Consider the following 14930-nt stretch of genomic DNA (forward strand, 5'->3'; position numbering starts at 1 on the left):
CCCAAGCCGGGAGGCCGCACACGAGCCTCGCGCCCAGTCCTCGCGCCTAGTCCCTAGGCCTCGCGGTTGAGCCGCGCCGCCAGGCGGGCCCAGAGCGACCGCGGGGCGATCGCCGCCCGAAGCCTTCGCCAGCGTCCGGCGGTCGCGCGGAGGCCGCCGACCACCGTCAGCACGTCACCGGACGCCCCCGGGTACGCACCGCCGCCGCTCGGCGCCGCGTAGCTCTCCCGTTCGACGGCGACCCGGAGGCGGCCGAGGGCCGGGTGCGCCCCCGGCACATGGGTAGCGAGCATCTCCTCCGCCTCCCGTGGCGTCGCCGTCTGTGGGATCGCGTAGCCGAGGTCGTCCGCCGACTGCAGCACCTCACGCCAGGCGACGACGGCCTGGGCCGTTCCCGCTCGCAGCGAGCGCACCCGGCGGCGGCGCTGCAGGCTCCTGACCGGCCCGGGGACGGAGGTCACCAGCGCCACCAACAGCAGCGCGAACGCCGTCCAGAGCCACGAGTTGAGTCCGGCGATCCCGCCGCCGTTCGCCCGGTTGGGGCCGGAGGGATCCAGAGGGTTGACCGAGGCCGACGACGACGGCCGCGGGGCGGCGGCCGGCGAGTTCGACGCGGGGGTCGAATTGACCGGGATCGGCACATCGGCCAGGCTCTGGTCGGCGTAGCTCGGGATGTCGCCCCGTCCGGGAGTCGGCTCGAAACGGGTCCAGCCGATGCCCTCGAAGTACAGCTCCGGCCAGGCGTGAAGGTCGTGGGAGGTCACCTCGAAGAGGGTGCGGCCCGCGCTGTCGAAACCGGTGCGGGATCCGGGCAGAAAGCCGATCGCAATCCTCGACGGGATGCCGAGGCTGCGCGCCATCACCGCCATGGCCGACGCGAAGTGGATGCAGTACCCCGATTTCGCCTTGAGGAACGCGGCGACGACCTTCATTCCCGTGCCGTCGTAGCCGGCCTTCACCGGGGCGGTCTCGGAGTATTCGAAGTCGCCGATCCGGAAGAAGTCCTGCAGCAGCAGCGCCTTCTCATAGTTGCTTGGCGCGCCGCCCGCCACCGCCTGGGCTGTCGCGCCGATCACCGCCGGGATGTCGGCCGGGAGGTCCAGGTAGGGTGCAAGACCGCTCGGCACGGTGGAGCCGGCGGCCTCGAGTTGCGCCGGCGTCGGCGAGATCGTGAGGCTCACGGCCCGATAGGACTCGCCCTCCGCGGTCTGGTTGGGGCTGCGCACCACGAGTCCGGCCGGATCCCAGAACCAGTCACCGACGAGCCCGCTGATCGTGGTGGTGGGGTACGGAAGGGGGAGCCACGGACTCGTGAGGGACTTGATCGAGACGTAGCTCGTTTCGTTCGATCGGCCCACGTCGGGCGACAGTCCTGGGGCCTCCCCCAGCTTGTTCGTCGTGTTGCCCCGGTTGACCGAGAAATTGTCTGGGCTCCAGCTCGATCCGACGAATTTCTCCAGGCTCACGAGCCTCAGGTAGTGCCCGTCGCCCGACTTCGTGCTGTAGTCGAGCACCGTGTGCTCGATGTCCTGGCGCAGGTCGTCGCCGAGGGAGAGCACCGGGTTCACGCCCGTGCTGAGCCCCGATCCGACCTCCTCCGCCGGCGTGACAGCGGGAAGCACGAGCGGGAGCACCATCGTGCCGACGATGATCGCCGAGGCGAGTGACACGGTCGCGCGAGTGAGCCTGAGGGGCACGGCGCTCCGCAGGAGCAGCAGGAACGCGAGGGCAGCGGCCACGAACACGAACGGGTCGGTGGAATCGATGGACACGACACTGGGCACCGCGAGGAGCACGGCGAGCGGGATGCCGGCGAGCGCCGGAAAACGCAGGGTGAGCGCGATCAGGTCGGCGATCCACGCGATTGCCCCCACTCCGGCGCAGAGCAGGAAGGTGATCGGGATGTTCGCCACGGCCGGCAGGGACTGCCGGTTGATCGACACGGCGGCGGCATCGGTCAGTTCGCGGAACCGCTCGAACGAGTCGCCGGTCGGCACGACTCCGAGAAAGCCGGTGCCGGAGGCGAAGAACAGCGTCAGCGCTCCCCCGAACACGAGTAGCGACAGGAGCGGCGGCAGCCATCGGTACCGCGTGAGGTAGCGCGCGCCGGTCGCCGTCCCGAGCACGAGCGCGCTGAGCAGCACGAGCTGGATCCACCAGAGCGCACCCTCGAGGATCACGTGCAGTCCGGTGATCGTGGCGATCAGCGCGAGGAGGAGCGCGCCGCTCACCCTCACCGAGCGATCCCGGCCGAAATCGGAGGGTGCGGTGGCGGCGGGGCGGAGCCTGCTCGCCGCGCTAACCGCGTGCACGGCTCGCCTCCTGGGCGGCACCGACCGCGCGCCAGACGGACTCTATCGGTTCGCCGACGGCCACCGGGATGCAGATCCAGCCGCCCGCGCGCAGCACGCCGGCCAGCGCCAGCTGGCGGGGCGAGACGAGGAAGGCGACGGCGAGATCGAAGGAGTGGCGCTGGGTGACGAGACGCTCGACGAGCTGGTGGTCGGGCTCCGAGAGCACCGCGAAGATGGAGCCCTGGGAGCGGTCCGGCCGGTCCACGCCGCTGAGGAGGGTGAGGTCAGAGGTCGCGTCGTCGACGAGCCGCACCACGGCGAGGCTCTCGAGGAACTCGTTCGGGCGATCGGGCGGCGCGAGTTGCTGCTGCCCGGTCTCGATCACGCGCACGACGAATCCGCTGCGCAGCAGGTGAAGTCCGACCGAGGCGATCAGGGAGACCGCCCGCTCGAAGGATTCGCTCTCCGGCTGGTCGACCTCGCGCCCCGACTCGGCGTCGCGGTAGCGGACGCGGCGGGTCTCCAGCACGATGCGCGCCTCCGCGTGGCTTCGCTGCTCCTCCTGGCGCACCATGAGCTCGCCATGGTGGGCGGATGCGCGCCAGTGCACGCGCCGGAGGGCGTCCCCGCGTCGGTACTCCCGGGTCATGAGGTCGTCTTCGCCGCCGAGCGCCCTGCGCTGCAGCGTGCGGGTCGGCCCCTCGTCTGCGGCGATCGACACGACGTTGTCTGGCAGGGCCACCACATCCGGGGTCACGATCAGGGTCTGCATCGCGCCGGCGACGGCCTCGCCCGTCGCGAGGCCGAAGGGGTCGGCGAAGTCGACGAGCATCGGCCCCACCGGGAAGGCTCCGCGGATCGGGGGAACCAGCTCATACTTCATGCGGGCCGAATTGCCTCGCCCGGCGAACCGTGGCCCCCGCGGCTTGAGCGCGCCGAGCCGCCCGGGCTGGGTGGAGTACGGCCGCCATGGCCAGGTGTCACGCCAGGCGACCTCCATGGTCGGCGTGGTGGCCTGGTTCTCGATGTCGAGGTGCACCACGGTGGGATGTCCCGCGCTCACCACGGAGGGCGCGAAGGTTCGGCGCACCGACATCCGCACCCTCCGCCACCGCACGAAGGCGAGGGCAACGAGCGGCAGCAAGACGAGGAAGCTGCCGAGGTAGAGCAGCTCCCGCCGCCCCAACCAGTAGGCGAGCGGCAGGGCGGCGGCGCCGAGGACGAGCAGCACCACCCCGCGTCTGGTCAGTCGCGCCGTGCGCGAGGAGCGCCGTCGGCGCCAGCGGCTGGACATGGCGGTCTCAGGCCGGCCCCACTGCACCGAGCGGCACGGGCGTCGCCCCCACGATGCGGGCGATGATCTCGGAGACCGCGCCCGGGTCGAACGGATTGCCCCGGCCAGACACCCGGTTGGTGGGGATGAGTCGGTGGCTGAGCACCGGGATGGCGAGGGCGTCGATGTCGTCGGGAAGCACGAACTCACGGCCATCGAGGGCCGCCCGGGCCTTCGCGGCGCGCACGAGCTGGAGTGTCGCCCGCGGACTCGCGCCGAGCCTCAGATCCTCGTCGCGTCGCGTCGCCTGGGCGATGCTCACCGCGTACTGCTCGACCGCCCACGACACGAAAACTCCCCTCACGGTCTCGATCATGGCGATCAGCTGCACCGTGCTCACCACCGGTTCGAGGTCGTCGAGCGGGCTCGACGACTCCCTCCGGCGAAGCATCGCCAGTTCGGCGGCCTCGTCTGGATAGCCCATCGAGATGCGCATCATGAAGCGGTCGCGCTGCGCCTCGGGCAGCGGGTAGGTTCCCTCCATCTCGACCGGGTTCTGGGTCGCGATGACGGTGAACGGCGAGGCGAGGATCGAGGTCGTGCCGTCGACGGTGACCTGGCCCTCCTCCATGCTCTCGAGCAGCGCCGACTGGGTCTTCGGGCTCGCCCGGTTGATCTCGTCGCCGATCACGATGTTCGCGAAGATCGGCCCGGGCTTGAACTCGAACTCGCGCTCCACCTGGTTGTAGATGGAGACACCGGTGATGTCAGAGGGAAGCAGGTCGGGGGTGAACTGGATGCGGTTGACTGTGCAGTCGACGGACTTGGCAAGCGCCCGAGCCAGCATGGTCTTGCCGACGCCCGGAACATCCTCGATCAGCACGTGCCCCTCGGCGAGCAGCGCCGTGAGTGCCATTTGAACGGCCTCGCGCTTGCCGTCGATCACGGTCTCGACTCGACGGATGATCTCGGCGCAGTTTCGATAGAAATCGTCGAGTGCCATGGCGTCGCTCGTGTTGTTCACCGTTGACCTTCGCAAAGCGTGTGGAGTACCTCTCGTGAGTCTGCCAGATGGACCGCTGAATTGCGGCTGGGAATCTGCCGTGCGCTCGTGGCCCGAACGCTGTCGGCGCAGCGGCTAGCGTTGACCCGTGAAAATTACCGTGCTCTCCGGCGGCGTCGGCGGCGCCCGCTTCATCCGCGGACTGCGCCAACACGTGCGGTCGGCCCTCCCCGACGGGGCGGCCGGCTCCACCGCCGAGCTCACCGCGATCGTGAACACCGGGGACGACATGTGGCTCACCGGGGTGCGGATCGCGCCCGACCTCGACTCGATCATGTACACCCTCGCCGGCGAGAACGACGAGGAGCGCGGCTGGGGTCGCATCGGCGAGACCGAACGGGTGAGCGCCGAGCTTCGCGCCTACGGCGTCGGCTGGCCGTGGTTCACCCTCGGCGACCTCGACCTCGGCACGCACCTCGCCCGCACGTCGCTGCTGCGGGACGGGCTGCCGCTCAGCGAGGTGACCCGGCGCATCACCTCCCGCTGGGACCTCGGCGCGACGCTCCTGCCGGCGACCGACGACGAGGTCGAGACGCATGTCGTCGTCGACGACGCCGGCACGTCGATGCACTTCCAGGAGTGGTGGACGCGGCATCGGGCGGCGCTGCCCGCCCGCGCGTTCGTGCAGCACCGGGTCGAGGCCGCCCGCCCCGCCCCCGGCGTACTCGAGGCGATCGGCTCCGCGGACGTGATCCTCGTCGCGCCGTCGAATCCCGTCGTCTCGATCGGCACCGTCCTCGGCATCCCGGGCATCCGCGAGGCCATCGCGGCTGCACCGGCGCCGGTGGTCGGCGTCTCCCCGATCATCGCGGGCGCCGTCGTGCGCGGCATGGCGGATGCCTGCCTGTCGGCGATCGGCGTCGCCACCTCGGCGCAGGCCGTGGCGGCGCACTACGGCGCGCGGTCGGCCGGCGGCCTGCTCGACGCCTGGCTCGTCGACCAGGCGGATGCCGCCGCCGTTCCCGCGGTCGAGGCCGCCGGCATCCGCGCGACCGCGGTGCCGCTCTGGATGCGCGACCCGGAGTCGAGCGCGCGCCTCGCCGCCGACGCCCTCGCGTTCGCCACCCGGTAGTCTCGTCGCCCGCCGCCTCGGCCCCGCCGCCTCGGCCCACTCACCTCGGCCCACTCGCGTTTCTCCGGAGGTTTGGTTCCCTGCCGGCCGTATCGAGTCCGAAACGCCCTATTTTTCACCCGTTGAGCCGCGATCCTCCGGAGAAACGTGTGCGAGAGTCGCCGCCACGGCAGCGACCCGTCGCTCTGTTCCGACCCCGGCCCGCCGCATCCGGTTTCTCCTCCGCTCCGACGTTTCTCCTCCGCTTAGACCTTCTCCTCCGCTCTGACGTTTCTCCGGAGGTTTTGTTCTGCGCGCGCCGTATCGCGGTCGAAAAGCCCGATTTCGCCTGGTTGAGCCGCAATCCTCCGGAGAAAGGCGAGTTGGAGCGGGATGCCGCGAGCTGGAGCAGGGTGCAGCCGGGTGCAGCGCGATGCCGCGGGGTGCATCGGGGTGCATCGGGACGCAGCCGGTCGAGGTGAGTCGGGGCACGGCGCAGAGGCCGCGCCGCACAAGCCGCGCATTGTGCACGCCCGAAACATGCCGGCGTTAGACTGGCGGCGAATCTGGTTTCGCGCCCGGCTTTGGGCTCTTTCTTTCGATCAAGAAACGTTGAGCCATGCCGGAATTCAGTGAAGAAGCCTTCGTCCCCAGCGCATCCGCCATCAGTCGTGCCCTGAAGCGCGCCGAGACCGGCGTGACGATCGACGCGACCGAGGCCGAGACCCTGCTGCACGCCCGGGGCGCCGACCTCGACCGCCTCCTGGTGGCGGCCGGTCGCGTTCGGGATGCCGGGCTGGAGCGGGCCGGGCGCCCCGGGGTGATCACCTACTCCCGCAAGGTCTTCATCCCGGTCACCCACCTCTGCCAGGACCGCTGCCACTACTGCGCCTTCGTGAAGACTCCCGCGCAGCTCAAGTCCCAGGGCAAGGCGATGTTCATGTCGCCGGACGAGATCCTCGAAGTGGCCCGAAACGGGGCCGCCCTCGGCTGCAAGGAGGTGCTCTTCACCCTCGGCGACCGGCCGGAGGAGCGCTGGCCGGAGGCGCGGGAATGGCTGGATGCGAACGGCTACGACTCGACGGTCGCCTACCTGCGGGCGATGGCCGTGCGAATCCTCGAGGAGACCGGACTCCTCGTGCACATGAACCCGGGCGTCATGACCTGGGAGGAGATCCAGCGCCTCAAGCCCGTCTCGCCGTCGATGGGCATGATGCTCGAGACCACCTCGACTCGGCTCTTCACCGAGAAGGGCCAGGCCCACTACGGGTCGCCGGACAAGGACCCGGCCATCCGTCTCCGGGTGATCGAGGACGCCGGCCGCAGCAACGTGCCGTTCACCACCGGTCTGCTCCTCGGCATCGGCGAAACCTACGCCGAGAGAATCGAGGGGCTGTTCGCGATCCGCGCCGCGAGCCGGCGCCACGGGCACATCCAGGAAGTCATCATCCAGAACTTCCGGTCGAAGATGTCGACCGCGATGATGCGGCGCGAAGACTTGCCGGTAGAGGAATATATCGCCGCCGTGGCCGTGTCGCGCATCGTGCTCGGTCCGGGTGCCCGCCTCCAGGCACCGCCGAACCTCACCGACGAGAACGAGCTGGCCATGCTCGTGCGCGCCGGCATCGACGACTGGGGCGGCGTGAGCCCGCTCACCCCCGACCACGTCAACCCCGAGCGCCCCTGGCCGAACATCGACGAACTCGCCAGGCTCACGGATGCCGCGGGCTACACCCTGCGCGAGCGCCTCACCGTGCACCCGCACTACGTTCGCGCGGAGGAGCCGTGGCTCGACCCGCGGCTGCTCCCCCACATCCGCGCTCTCGCCACCCCCGACGGACTCGCCGTCGAGGGCCGGGTTCCGGTCGGACTGCCGTGGCAGGAGCCGGACCCCGAGTGGATCGGCTCCGGCCGGGTCAACCTCCACACCGAGATCGACACCGAGGGCCGCTCGACCGACCGGCGCAGCGACTTCGAGGACGTCTACGGCGACTGGTCCGAGCTGCGCGAGACCGTGGGCGACACCCGACGACCGGTCGGCCACTCGGGCGACCCCGCCGTGCGCGCGGCGCTGTCCCGCGCCGAGACAGACCCGGCGGGGCTCAGCGACGCCGAGTACCTCGCGCTTCTCGGCGCAGAGGGGCAAGACCTGGATGCGCTCGCCAGCCTCGCCGACCGGGTGCGCCACGACACGGTCGGCGACCGCGTCGGCTACGTGGTCAATCGCAACATCAACTTCACCAACGTCTGCTACACCGGCTGTCGCTTCTGCGCCTTCGCGCAGCGCAAGACCGATGCCGACGCCTTCACTCTCTCCATGAAGCAGGTCGGCGACCGGGTGGACGAGGCCTGGAACATCGGGGCGACAGAGATCTGCATGCAGGGCGGCATCCATCCCGACCTGCCCGGCACCGCCTACTTCGACCTCGCCCGGCAGGTGAAGGAACGCCAGCCCGGAATCCACCTTCACGCGTTCAGCCCGATGGAGATCGTGAACGGCGCGGCGCGCACCGGCCTCAGCTATCGGGACTTCCTGCTCGAGGCTCAGGCGGCCGGACTCGACACGATCCCGGGAACCGCCGCCGAGATCCTCGACGACGAGGTGCGCTGGGTGCTCACCAAGGGGAAGCTGCCGGCCGCGGCCTGGATCGACATCGTGTCGACCGCGCACAGCATCGGCATCCGCTCGAGCTCCACAATGATGTACGGCCACGTCGACAACCCCACCCACTGGGTCGGGCACCTGCGGACCCTGTCTCGCGTGCAGGACGACACGGGCGGGTTCACCGAGTTCGTACTCCTGCCGTTCGTTCATATGAACTCACCGGTATATCTCGCCGGGGTCGCCCGTCCTGGCCCGACCGCCCAGGAGAATCGGGCGGTGCACGCGGTCGCGCGCCTCATGCTTCACGGCCGCATCGACCACATCCAGACCTCCTGGGTGAAGCTCGGCACGGAGGGCACGCAACTCATGCTGCAGGGCGGCGCGGATGATGTGGGCGGCACCCTCATGGAGGAGACGATCAGCCGCATGGCCGGCGCCGACAACGGTTCGGAGAAGACCGTGGACGAGCTCGAGGAGCTCACCTCGGCGATCGGACGCGAAGCCTACCAGCGCACCACGACGTACGGCGAGCCGTCGGCGGAGCGGCGCGAGGTCGCGCGCCGGAACGCGTCCACCGGCTACGCGTCGACGGGCAAGTCGCTTCGGCTGCTGCCGCTGGACGTGGTCAACTCGCGCTGATCGAGCGCGCTCTCCTTCGCGCTGCGGGCGAGGCAGCGCAAGCCCGAGCAACACCAGCCCACCGAGCGCGGCAACCGGCACGCGTCCCCTGCGGTTCACTCCCGGCGAGTCACTCCAGGGATCGAACCCGGTGAGGTGCCCAGATTCGTCGCATCTGCCGCCGACATAGCGGCAGATGTGGGCACCTCACCCACCGCGACCATGGCGCGGCAAGGTCGAGCGGGCACCCGCCTCACAAGCCGCGGAACGCGGCCGCCGTCCGCACACCCAGCCGCCCGGCCAACTCCCGAAGCTCCTCGAGCGTGTCGACGTCCCGCCGCAGGCCCGAAGCTGCGGAAACGGGGAGCACGACGTACCCCGCGGCGGCGTGCGCGGCCGCCGAACCGATGCCGAAGGCGGGCGCATGCGTCGCCGGGCTCAGTGCCGTGATGAGGGTGGTTCCCGTGCCGTCCGCATCCGCCACCATCGCCCGCGGATGAGCGGCCGCGAGCCCGAGGGCCTGCCCGAGTTCCTCCGCGCTGAGGGCCGGCAGGTCGCCGAGAAGGATCGCTACCCCCTCGCCCATTGCGGACCGGGCCGTCGCACGTTCGATGCCCTGCGCGATCGCCGAAGTCAGCCCCGGCGGGCCCGCCTCCACGACGACGGTAGCGCCGATCCCGGCGAAGTCCGCTGAGGCCTCGGACGACGTGACCACGAGCACCCCCAGCACTCCCGGGGTGGCGAGAGCGGCCTCCACGGTGTCGAGAGCGATGGCCCGTGCGAGCGATGCGTGCGCGCCGGGCGACCCGCCGAACCGGGACTTCGCGTCCGCCGTGCCCTTCACCGGCACGACGACCCACCAGTCAGTCACGCGCCGCGCGCCCTGCGTCGAAACCCTGGTGCCAGGCCTCATCGGTGCCCAGCCGGAACATGTCCTTCTCCGACGGTCGAACCAGCACCCGGGCGCCCGGCGCCGCCTCATCGAGCAGGTGCCCCATCCCTCGCACGACGGCCACCGGCAGCCCGCTGGCCTTGCGCTTCACGAGGTCGGCCGCCGCCGCGATCTCGTCGCCCACCGCGGGCAGGGTGACCTCGAGGGATCGGCCCTGAGCGTCGGTCGAGCCGCGCAGATCCTCGAGCACCACGACCCCGCTCGCACCGATCGCGACGTCCGTCTGGCCCTCACGCCAGGCTCGGCCGAGCGTGTCGGTGATGATCACGCCGAGTCGGAGCCCGAAGCGTGCAGACAGGACGGAACGGATGACGCGGGCCGAGGCATCCGGGTCCACCGGCAGCAGCAGGACGGTTCCGTGCGGCGTGTTGGAGGCGTCGACGCCGGCGGCGGCTCCCACCACCCCGAGCCGGTTCTCCACGATCCGGGTGACCCCGCCGGGGTAGGCGCGCGTCGCCACGACGCGCACGGTCTCGTCGGTGATCGCCTGCTCCCGATCCAGCGCAGAGATCATGCGGCCCTCGGCCTTCGACACGACCTTGGAGGTGACGGCGAGGATGTCGCCGTCCTGCAGGCGGCCCTCGGCAGCGTCGCCGATGATCGACGCGAGGTCGTCGCCGGAGACGATCTCGGCGATTCCGTCGAGGGCGAAGACGGAGAGCATCATCGGGTGAGCGCCGGCAGCACGTCGCGGGCGAAGACGTCGATCCACTCGCGCTGGTTGCGGCCGGCGTTGTGCAGGTAGATGCGGTCGAAGCCGAGGTCGAGGTAGCGCTGGATATGTGCGCGGTGCGCGTCCGGCTGCTCGGACACGAGCATCCTGCCCTCGAAGTCCTCCGCTCGCACGAGCCGGGCGAGCTGTTCGAACTCGAAGGGCGAGCGGATGTCGGAGCGCGGGAACCGCATCCCGCCGTTCGGCCACTCCGTGATCGCGTTGGTCATCGCCTCGCCGGCGGTGGGCGCCCAACTGAGGTGCAGGCGCAGCACCTTGAGGCTGCGGGACGGGTCCTTGCCCACCTCCCGCGCCCCCTCGTCGAAGCGGTCGAGGAGCGCGGCGATCTTCTCGATCGGTGCCCCGTCCACGATGAGCCCGTCGACCACGCGGCCCGCGCGTTTGGCCGTGACCGGCCCAGAGGTGGCCACGAGGATCGGCGGCGGCGCGTCCGGCATCGTCCACAGCCTGGACGACTCGAGCTTGAAGAACGTGCCGGAGTGCTTCGCGTCCCGGCCGGCCGCGGAGGCGGTGAAGAGCTTGTTGATCACGTCGACGGCCTCGAACATCCGGTTGATGCGCTCGGCGGTCTCCGGCCAGTAGGCCCCGGTGACATGCTCGTCGATCGCCTCCCCCGAACCGATGCCGAGCCAGTGTCGACCGGGATACATCGCCTCAAGCGTGGCGCTCGCCTGGGCGACCATGGCCGGATGCCAGCGAAAGGTCGGCACGGTCATGCCGGTACCGAGGTCCCCGGACGTGGTCTGCCCGAGGGCGCCGAGCACGTTCCAGACGAAGCTCGCGTGCCCCTGCCGCGGAACCCAGGGCTGGAAGCGGTCGGCCGCCATGGTGCCGGCGAAGCCGTTCCGCTCGGCGTGGGTGCTCAGTTCGATGATCTCGGTGGGGTGGAACTGCTCCAGCATGGCGGCGTAGCCGATGTGGGGCGATGTGGGGGGCATGCCTCTATTCTCGCGTGCCGGGCGACGGCCGGGCGAAGACGAGGATCCCGGCCGCCAGCGCGACCTCGCGATAGGCGTCACCGAGGTCGGCGAGGCTCGAGTGGGCGTTGAGCCCGCTCGGATTCGGCACCACCCACAGCTGGGCGCCACCGATCGTCTCGGGCTGCCGACCGACGAGCGCCTGGCGGCGACCGAAGGCGATGCGGTAGGCGGTGATGCCGAGCATCGCGACCGCCGCCGGGCGGAGGCTCTCCACGCGCACCGCCAGGGCCGCGGCCCCGGCCTTCAACTGCTCGTCGTCCAGTTCGTCCGCTCGGCGCGTCGCGCCCGGCACGAGGCTCGTGATGCCGACTCCCCGGGCTATCAGGTGCTCGCGGTCGGCGGGATCCAGCCCCTCCGAGGCGTCGATCACGCGGTCCACGATTCCCGCGCGGAAGAGCGCCGGGTAGAAACGGTTGCCGCGCCGACCGAAGTGCGCCTGGACGGCCGCGGTGCGCAGGCCGGGATTGATGCCGACGAAGAGCAGGCGGAGGCCGGGACCGACGAGATCGGGCAGCGTTCGCCCGCGGAAGGAGTCCAGTTCGGCCGCAGAGATTCCCACCCCTGCACCCTACGGCACGGCCCAGGCGGCAGGATCAGTTCTCGAGGTCCCTCGCGCGCAACTCGGCCTCGAGCCGTCGGATGCGGTCCTCATTCTCGCTGTCGCGGATCTCCCGTTCGAGCGCCTCGATTTCACGCTCGGTGCTGCTGCTGCTCGGCAGCGGCACCGGCGTCTCCCGCCGCCGCGGGTCGCCGAAGCTCCCCCGGTCGACGACCTGGGGACGCTCCCGGCCGATGGCGAACCACACGATCGAGCCGACCAGCGGCAACAGGATCACGATCAGGAGCCACAGCGTCTTGTCGAGATGCCGGATGCGCCCCTGGTCGGAGCCGATGATGTCGACGAGGGCGGCGATCACGATTCCGAGGACCACAAGGGGCAGGATGAGGTACATGAGGCGATCTTAGGGAATCAAGGGGCCGATGACGAGGCTCGATCGGCTCGAATTCGACGATTGTTCGATTGATCGAATTTTTCCTTGCGTGCCGGTCGCTCCTGCCGGTACGGTGATCAAGCGCCATCGTCGAAAGGAGGCCAGCGTGTACACCACAGATATTCCGGGAATGTCCCGAATCCCCGCCGGCTTCGTCGGCGTCCCCACCGCCTGATCGGCTAGCGCCGCTTCCCTCGGAAGCACATTCCGCCACCGGTCCTGACGGTGGTGACGCTCTCGAAGCCCGTCCCGGCAGGCCTCAACGCGGCGATCATCGTCGCGCCTGCTCGGGTCCACCACCCCGCACGGCACCGTCACCGACGCGCCGTCCCATCCGCCGCTCTCGGAGCGGCTCCCGCCGCACCGGGCGACGGCGAACGCAACCGCGTTCGCGCGCGCCCGCTGCCGCACGCAGAGGAACATCACGAATGAATAGCACCGCGTCTCACAATGCCGTGTCGACCACTCCCGGTCGCCACGATCATCCGCCCCAATCCCGGCAGTACCGTCGGGAGCGCCCCGCTCGTCGGGTGAGCCTGCTCGACCGGGCAGCGCTGCACCTCGGCGTGGCCCTGATCAAGTGGGGGCGCCGTCCGCTCGACGTCGAGTCGCGCGAGAGGCGTGCCCGCCGCGTCGAGCAGCAGATCGCCCGCCTCGAGCGCGAGCGCGCCACCGAACGGTGGGTCCGGCTCAACCTGCCGCAGCGCTGATGAAGGCGGATGCGACGGAGACCGCCGTCGGGGATGCCCCGGCGGCGGTCGTCCGCGCTAGGCCAGGGCTCGGAGGCGCGGTGCGAGATCCTTCTCGAAGAGGCTGAGGAAGCGCCGCTGATCCTGGCCCGGGCCGTGGAAAACCAGGTGGTTGAAGCCGGCGTCGAGGTAGGTCTTGATCTCGGCGACGACGAGTTCGGGGTCGGCGCCCACGATGAAGCGGGAGGCGATCCGCTCGATCGGCAGGGCATCCGCCGCGGCCTCCATCTCGATCGGGTCGGTGATGTCGTGCTTCTGCTCCTTGGAGAGCGCCAGCGGGGCCCAGAACCGGGTGTTCTCCAGCGCCGCCTCGACGGTGGTGTCGTAGGAGAGCTTGATCTCGATCATCCGGTCGATGCCGGCGGAATCCCGGCCGGCCTTGTCTGCGCCCTCCTGCACTGCAGGGATGAGCTGCTCGGTGTAGAGCTCCATGCCCTTGCCGGACGTGCAGATGAAGCCGTCGCCGGCCCGCCCGGCGTACCGGGCGACGACCGGGCCGCCGGCCGCGATGTACACCGGCACCGGGAAGTCCGGACGATCGTAGATGGAGGCCCCGTGGGTGGAGTAGTACTCGCCCTGGAAGTCGACCCGGTCCTCGGTCCAGAGCTGACGCATCAGCGAAACCGCCTCGCGCAGGCGAGCGAAGCGCTCCTTGAACTCCGGCCAGTCCTGCTCCCCCGCGCCGCGGAATCCGGTCGCGATCTCGTTCAGCGCCTCGCCGGTGCCGACCCCGAGCATGATCCGCCCCGGATACAGGCACCCCATCGTCGCGAACGCCTGGGCGATCACGGCCGGGTTGTACCGGAACGTCGGCGTCATCACCGAGGTGCCGATCTGCACCGTCGTCGTGCGTTCGCCGACGGCCGCCATCCAGGCGAGCGAGAACGGCGCGTGCCCGCCGGCGTGCCGCCAGGGCTGGAAGTGGTCGCTCACCGCGACGCTCTCCATGCCGTGCGCCTCCGCGGCGACCGCGATCTCCACCAGCTCACGCGGGTCGAACTGCTCGGCGGAGGCCTTGTAACCGAGTTTGAGGGGAAGCATGACTCCATCCTGCCACCAGACCAATTGCCGCCGCTCGCGCGCACGGCGACTGTCGGGGCGGGGCTACAGCTTCTGGAGGAAGTCGGCCACCGAGCGCGGAACATACGGGCTCACGTCTCCGCCGAGCGCCGCAACCTGGCGAACAAGCGAGCTCGACACGTGGGCGTGGGCCGGATCCGGCAGCATGAAGATGGTCTCCACCCCGGCGAGGTTGCGGTTGACGATCGCCATGGGCGTCTCGTAGGCCACGTCCACCTGGGAACGCACACCCTTCACGAGCACGCTCGCGCCGACATCCGTGCAGTAGTCGACGAGCAGGCCGACGCTCCAGGAGGTGACCGTGATGTTCTCCGGCAGACCGCCCTCGGCGATCGCCCGCTCGATGAGGGCCACGCGCTGGGCAACCGGAAGCAGGGCCGACTTGTCCGGGTTGTGCACGACCAGGACGTGCAGCTGATCGAAGATCCCCGCAGCGCGTTCGATGACGTCCAGATGACCGAGGGTCACGGGGTCGAAGGAACCAGGGACGACGGCGATCCTGTTCATGTCTCTGAGACTATCGGCTCGACGTTACTGACT

Annotated in this window: 14 protein-coding genes; 4 read left to right on the forward strand and 10 right to left on the reverse strand. The window is 70.2% G+C overall.

Annotated elements, in window-relative coordinates; translation table 11 throughout:
• Positions 1 to 53 precede the first annotated feature (53 nt).
• From FVP33_RS12085 to FVP33_RS12095, 3 genes are read right to left on the reverse strand one after another with little or no spacing between them, the layout of a single operon-like run.
• The gene (locus FVP33_RS12085; RefSeq protein ID WP_147783915.1) at positions 54 to 2312 is read right to left on the reverse strand and encodes a transglutaminase TgpA family protein; all 2259 of its coding nucleotides are present in this window, start codon (positions 2310 to 2312) and stop codon (positions 54 to 56) included.
• Positions 2299 to 3588 carry a DUF58 domain-containing protein gene (locus FVP33_RS12090; RefSeq protein WP_147783916.1) on the reverse strand — a complete coding sequence of 430 codons (1290 nt, stop codon included), beginning with the start codon at positions 3586 to 3588 and terminating at the stop codon, positions 2299 to 2301. Before FVP33_RS12090 ends, FVP33_RS12085 begins: the two co-directional genes overlap by 14 nt.
• 7 nt (positions 3589 to 3595) lie before the next feature.
• Positions 3596 to 4570, reverse strand: coding sequence for an AAA family ATPase (locus FVP33_RS12095; RefSeq protein ID WP_147784147.1), 975 nt, complete (start codon positions 4568 to 4570; stop codon positions 3596 to 3598).
• A gap of 148 nt (positions 4571 to 4718) precedes the next feature.
• On the opposite strand from FVP33_RS12095, the gene cofD reads away from it, so the two are divergent.
• The gene (cofD, locus tag FVP33_RS12100; protein WP_147783917.1) at positions 4719 to 5702 is read left to right on the forward strand and encodes a 2-phospho-L-lactate transferase; all 984 of its coding nucleotides are present in this window, start codon (positions 4719 to 4721) and stop codon (positions 5700 to 5702) included.
• A gap of 598 nt (positions 5703 to 6300) precedes the next feature.
• A complete protein-coding gene (locus FVP33_RS12105) occupies positions 6301 to 8925 on the forward strand; it encodes a bifunctional FO biosynthesis protein CofGH (RefSeq protein ID WP_147783918.1) in 2625 nt (874 codons plus the stop codon).
• Positions 8926 to 9157: 232 nt separating this feature from the next.
• Here the strand turns inward: FVP33_RS12105 and cofC are convergent, their stop codons facing one another.
• Genes cofC through FVP33_RS12130 form a run of 5 tightly spaced genes read right to left on the reverse strand, consistent with a single transcriptional unit; the run spans position 9158 to position 12522 of the window.
• Entirely contained in the window at positions 9158 to 9775 is a 618-nt protein-coding gene (gene cofC, locus FVP33_RS12110) for a 2-phospho-L-lactate guanylyltransferase (protein WP_222706708.1), read from the reverse strand.
• The gene (gene cofE, locus FVP33_RS12115) at positions 9768 to 10520 is read right to left on the reverse strand and encodes a coenzyme F420-0:L-glutamate ligase (RefSeq protein WP_147784148.1); all 753 of its coding nucleotides are present in this window, start codon (positions 10518 to 10520) and stop codon (positions 9768 to 9770) included. Before cofE ends, cofC begins: the two co-directional genes overlap by 8 nt.
• Entirely contained in the window at positions 10520 to 11527 is a 1008-nt protein-coding gene (locus FVP33_RS12120) for a TIGR03557 family F420-dependent LLM class oxidoreductase (protein ID WP_147783920.1), read from the reverse strand. The genes cofE and FVP33_RS12120 overlap by 1 nt, the downstream gene beginning before the upstream one ends.
• A gap of 4 nt (positions 11528 to 11531) precedes the next feature.
• A complete protein-coding gene (locus FVP33_RS12125; protein WP_147783921.1) occupies positions 11532 to 12128 on the reverse strand; it encodes a mismatch-specific DNA-glycosylase in 597 nt (198 codons plus the stop codon).
• A 34-nt stretch (positions 12129 to 12162) separates the two neighbouring features.
• The gene (locus FVP33_RS12130; protein WP_147783922.1) at positions 12163 to 12522 is read right to left on the reverse strand and encodes a PLDc N-terminal domain-containing protein; all 360 of its coding nucleotides are present in this window, start codon (positions 12520 to 12522) and stop codon (positions 12163 to 12165) included.
• Positions 12523 to 12550: 28 nt separating this feature from the next.
• Between FVP33_RS12130 and FVP33_RS12135 the strand changes: the two genes are divergently transcribed.
• Both FVP33_RS12135 and FVP33_RS12140 read left to right on the forward strand, forming a co-directional pair.
• Positions 12551 to 12736, forward strand: a complete 186-nt coding sequence (locus FVP33_RS12135) for a hypothetical protein (protein ID WP_147783923.1) — start codon at positions 12551 to 12553, stop codon at positions 12734 to 12736.
• Positions 12737 to 12989: 253 nt separating this feature from the next.
• Positions 12990 to 13271, forward strand: coding sequence for a hypothetical protein (locus FVP33_RS12140; protein ID WP_147783924.1), 282 nt, complete (start codon positions 12990 to 12992; stop codon positions 13269 to 13271).
• Positions 13272 to 13328: 57 nt separating this feature from the next.
• On the opposite strand, the gene fgd is transcribed toward FVP33_RS12140, so the two are convergent.
• Positions 13329 to 14351, reverse strand: a complete 1023-nt coding sequence (fgd, locus tag FVP33_RS12145; protein WP_147783925.1) for a glucose-6-phosphate dehydrogenase (coenzyme-F420) — start codon at positions 14349 to 14351, stop codon at positions 13329 to 13331.
• Positions 14352 to 14414: 63 nt separating this feature from the next.
• Positions 14415 to 14897 (reverse strand): pantetheine-phosphate adenylyltransferase, encoded by a 483-nt coding sequence (gene coaD / locus FVP33_RS12150; RefSeq protein WP_147783926.1) that lies wholly within the window; start codon positions 14895 to 14897, stop codon positions 14415 to 14417.
• Positions 14898 to 14930 lie beyond the last annotated feature (33 nt).

This window comes from Lacisediminihabitans profunda (genome assembly GCF_008040105.1).
Classification (GTDB): Bacteria; Actinomycetota; Actinomycetes; order Actinomycetales; family Microbacteriaceae; genus Lacisediminihabitans; species Lacisediminihabitans profunda.

Excerpts from the sequence above, each read along its gene's own strand:
- fgd (WP_147783925.1), bottom strand. The coding sequence starts at position 14,351 with ATGCTTCCCCTCAAACTCGGTTACAAGGCCTCCGCCGAGCAGTTCGAC.
- FVP33_RS12130 (WP_147783922.1), bottom strand. The coding sequence starts at position 12,522 with ATGTACCTCATCCTGCCCCTTGTGGTCCTCGGAATCGTGATCGCCGCC.
- FVP33_RS12140 (WP_147783924.1), top strand. The coding sequence starts at position 12,990 with ATGAATAGCACCGCGTCTCACAATGCCGTGTCGACCACTCCCGGTCGC.
- cofE (WP_147784148.1), bottom strand. The coding sequence starts at position 10,520 with ATGCTCTCCGTCTTCGCCCTCGACGGAATCGCCGAGATCGTCTCCGGC.
- FVP33_RS12090 (WP_147783916.1), bottom strand. The coding sequence starts at position 3,588 with ATGTCCAGCCGCTGGCGCCGACGGCGCTCCTCGCGCACGGCGCGACTG.
- FVP33_RS12105 (WP_147783918.1), top strand. The coding sequence starts at position 6,301 with ATGCCGGAATTCAGTGAAGAAGCCTTCGTCCCCAGCGCATCCGCCATC.
- FVP33_RS12120 (WP_147783920.1), bottom strand. The coding sequence starts at position 11,527 with ATGCCCCCCACATCGCCCCACATCGGCTACGCCGCCATGCTGGAGCAG.
- FVP33_RS12135 (WP_147783923.1), top strand. The coding sequence starts at position 12,551 with ATGACGAGGCTCGATCGGCTCGAATTCGACGATTGTTCGATTGATCGA.
- coaD (WP_147783926.1), bottom strand. The coding sequence starts at position 14,897 with ATGAACAGGATCGCCGTCGTCCCTGGTTCCTTCGACCCCGTGACCCTC.
- FVP33_RS12095 (WP_147784147.1), bottom strand. The coding sequence starts at position 4,570 with ATGGCACTCGACGATTTCTATCGAAACTGCGCCGAGATCATCCGTCGA.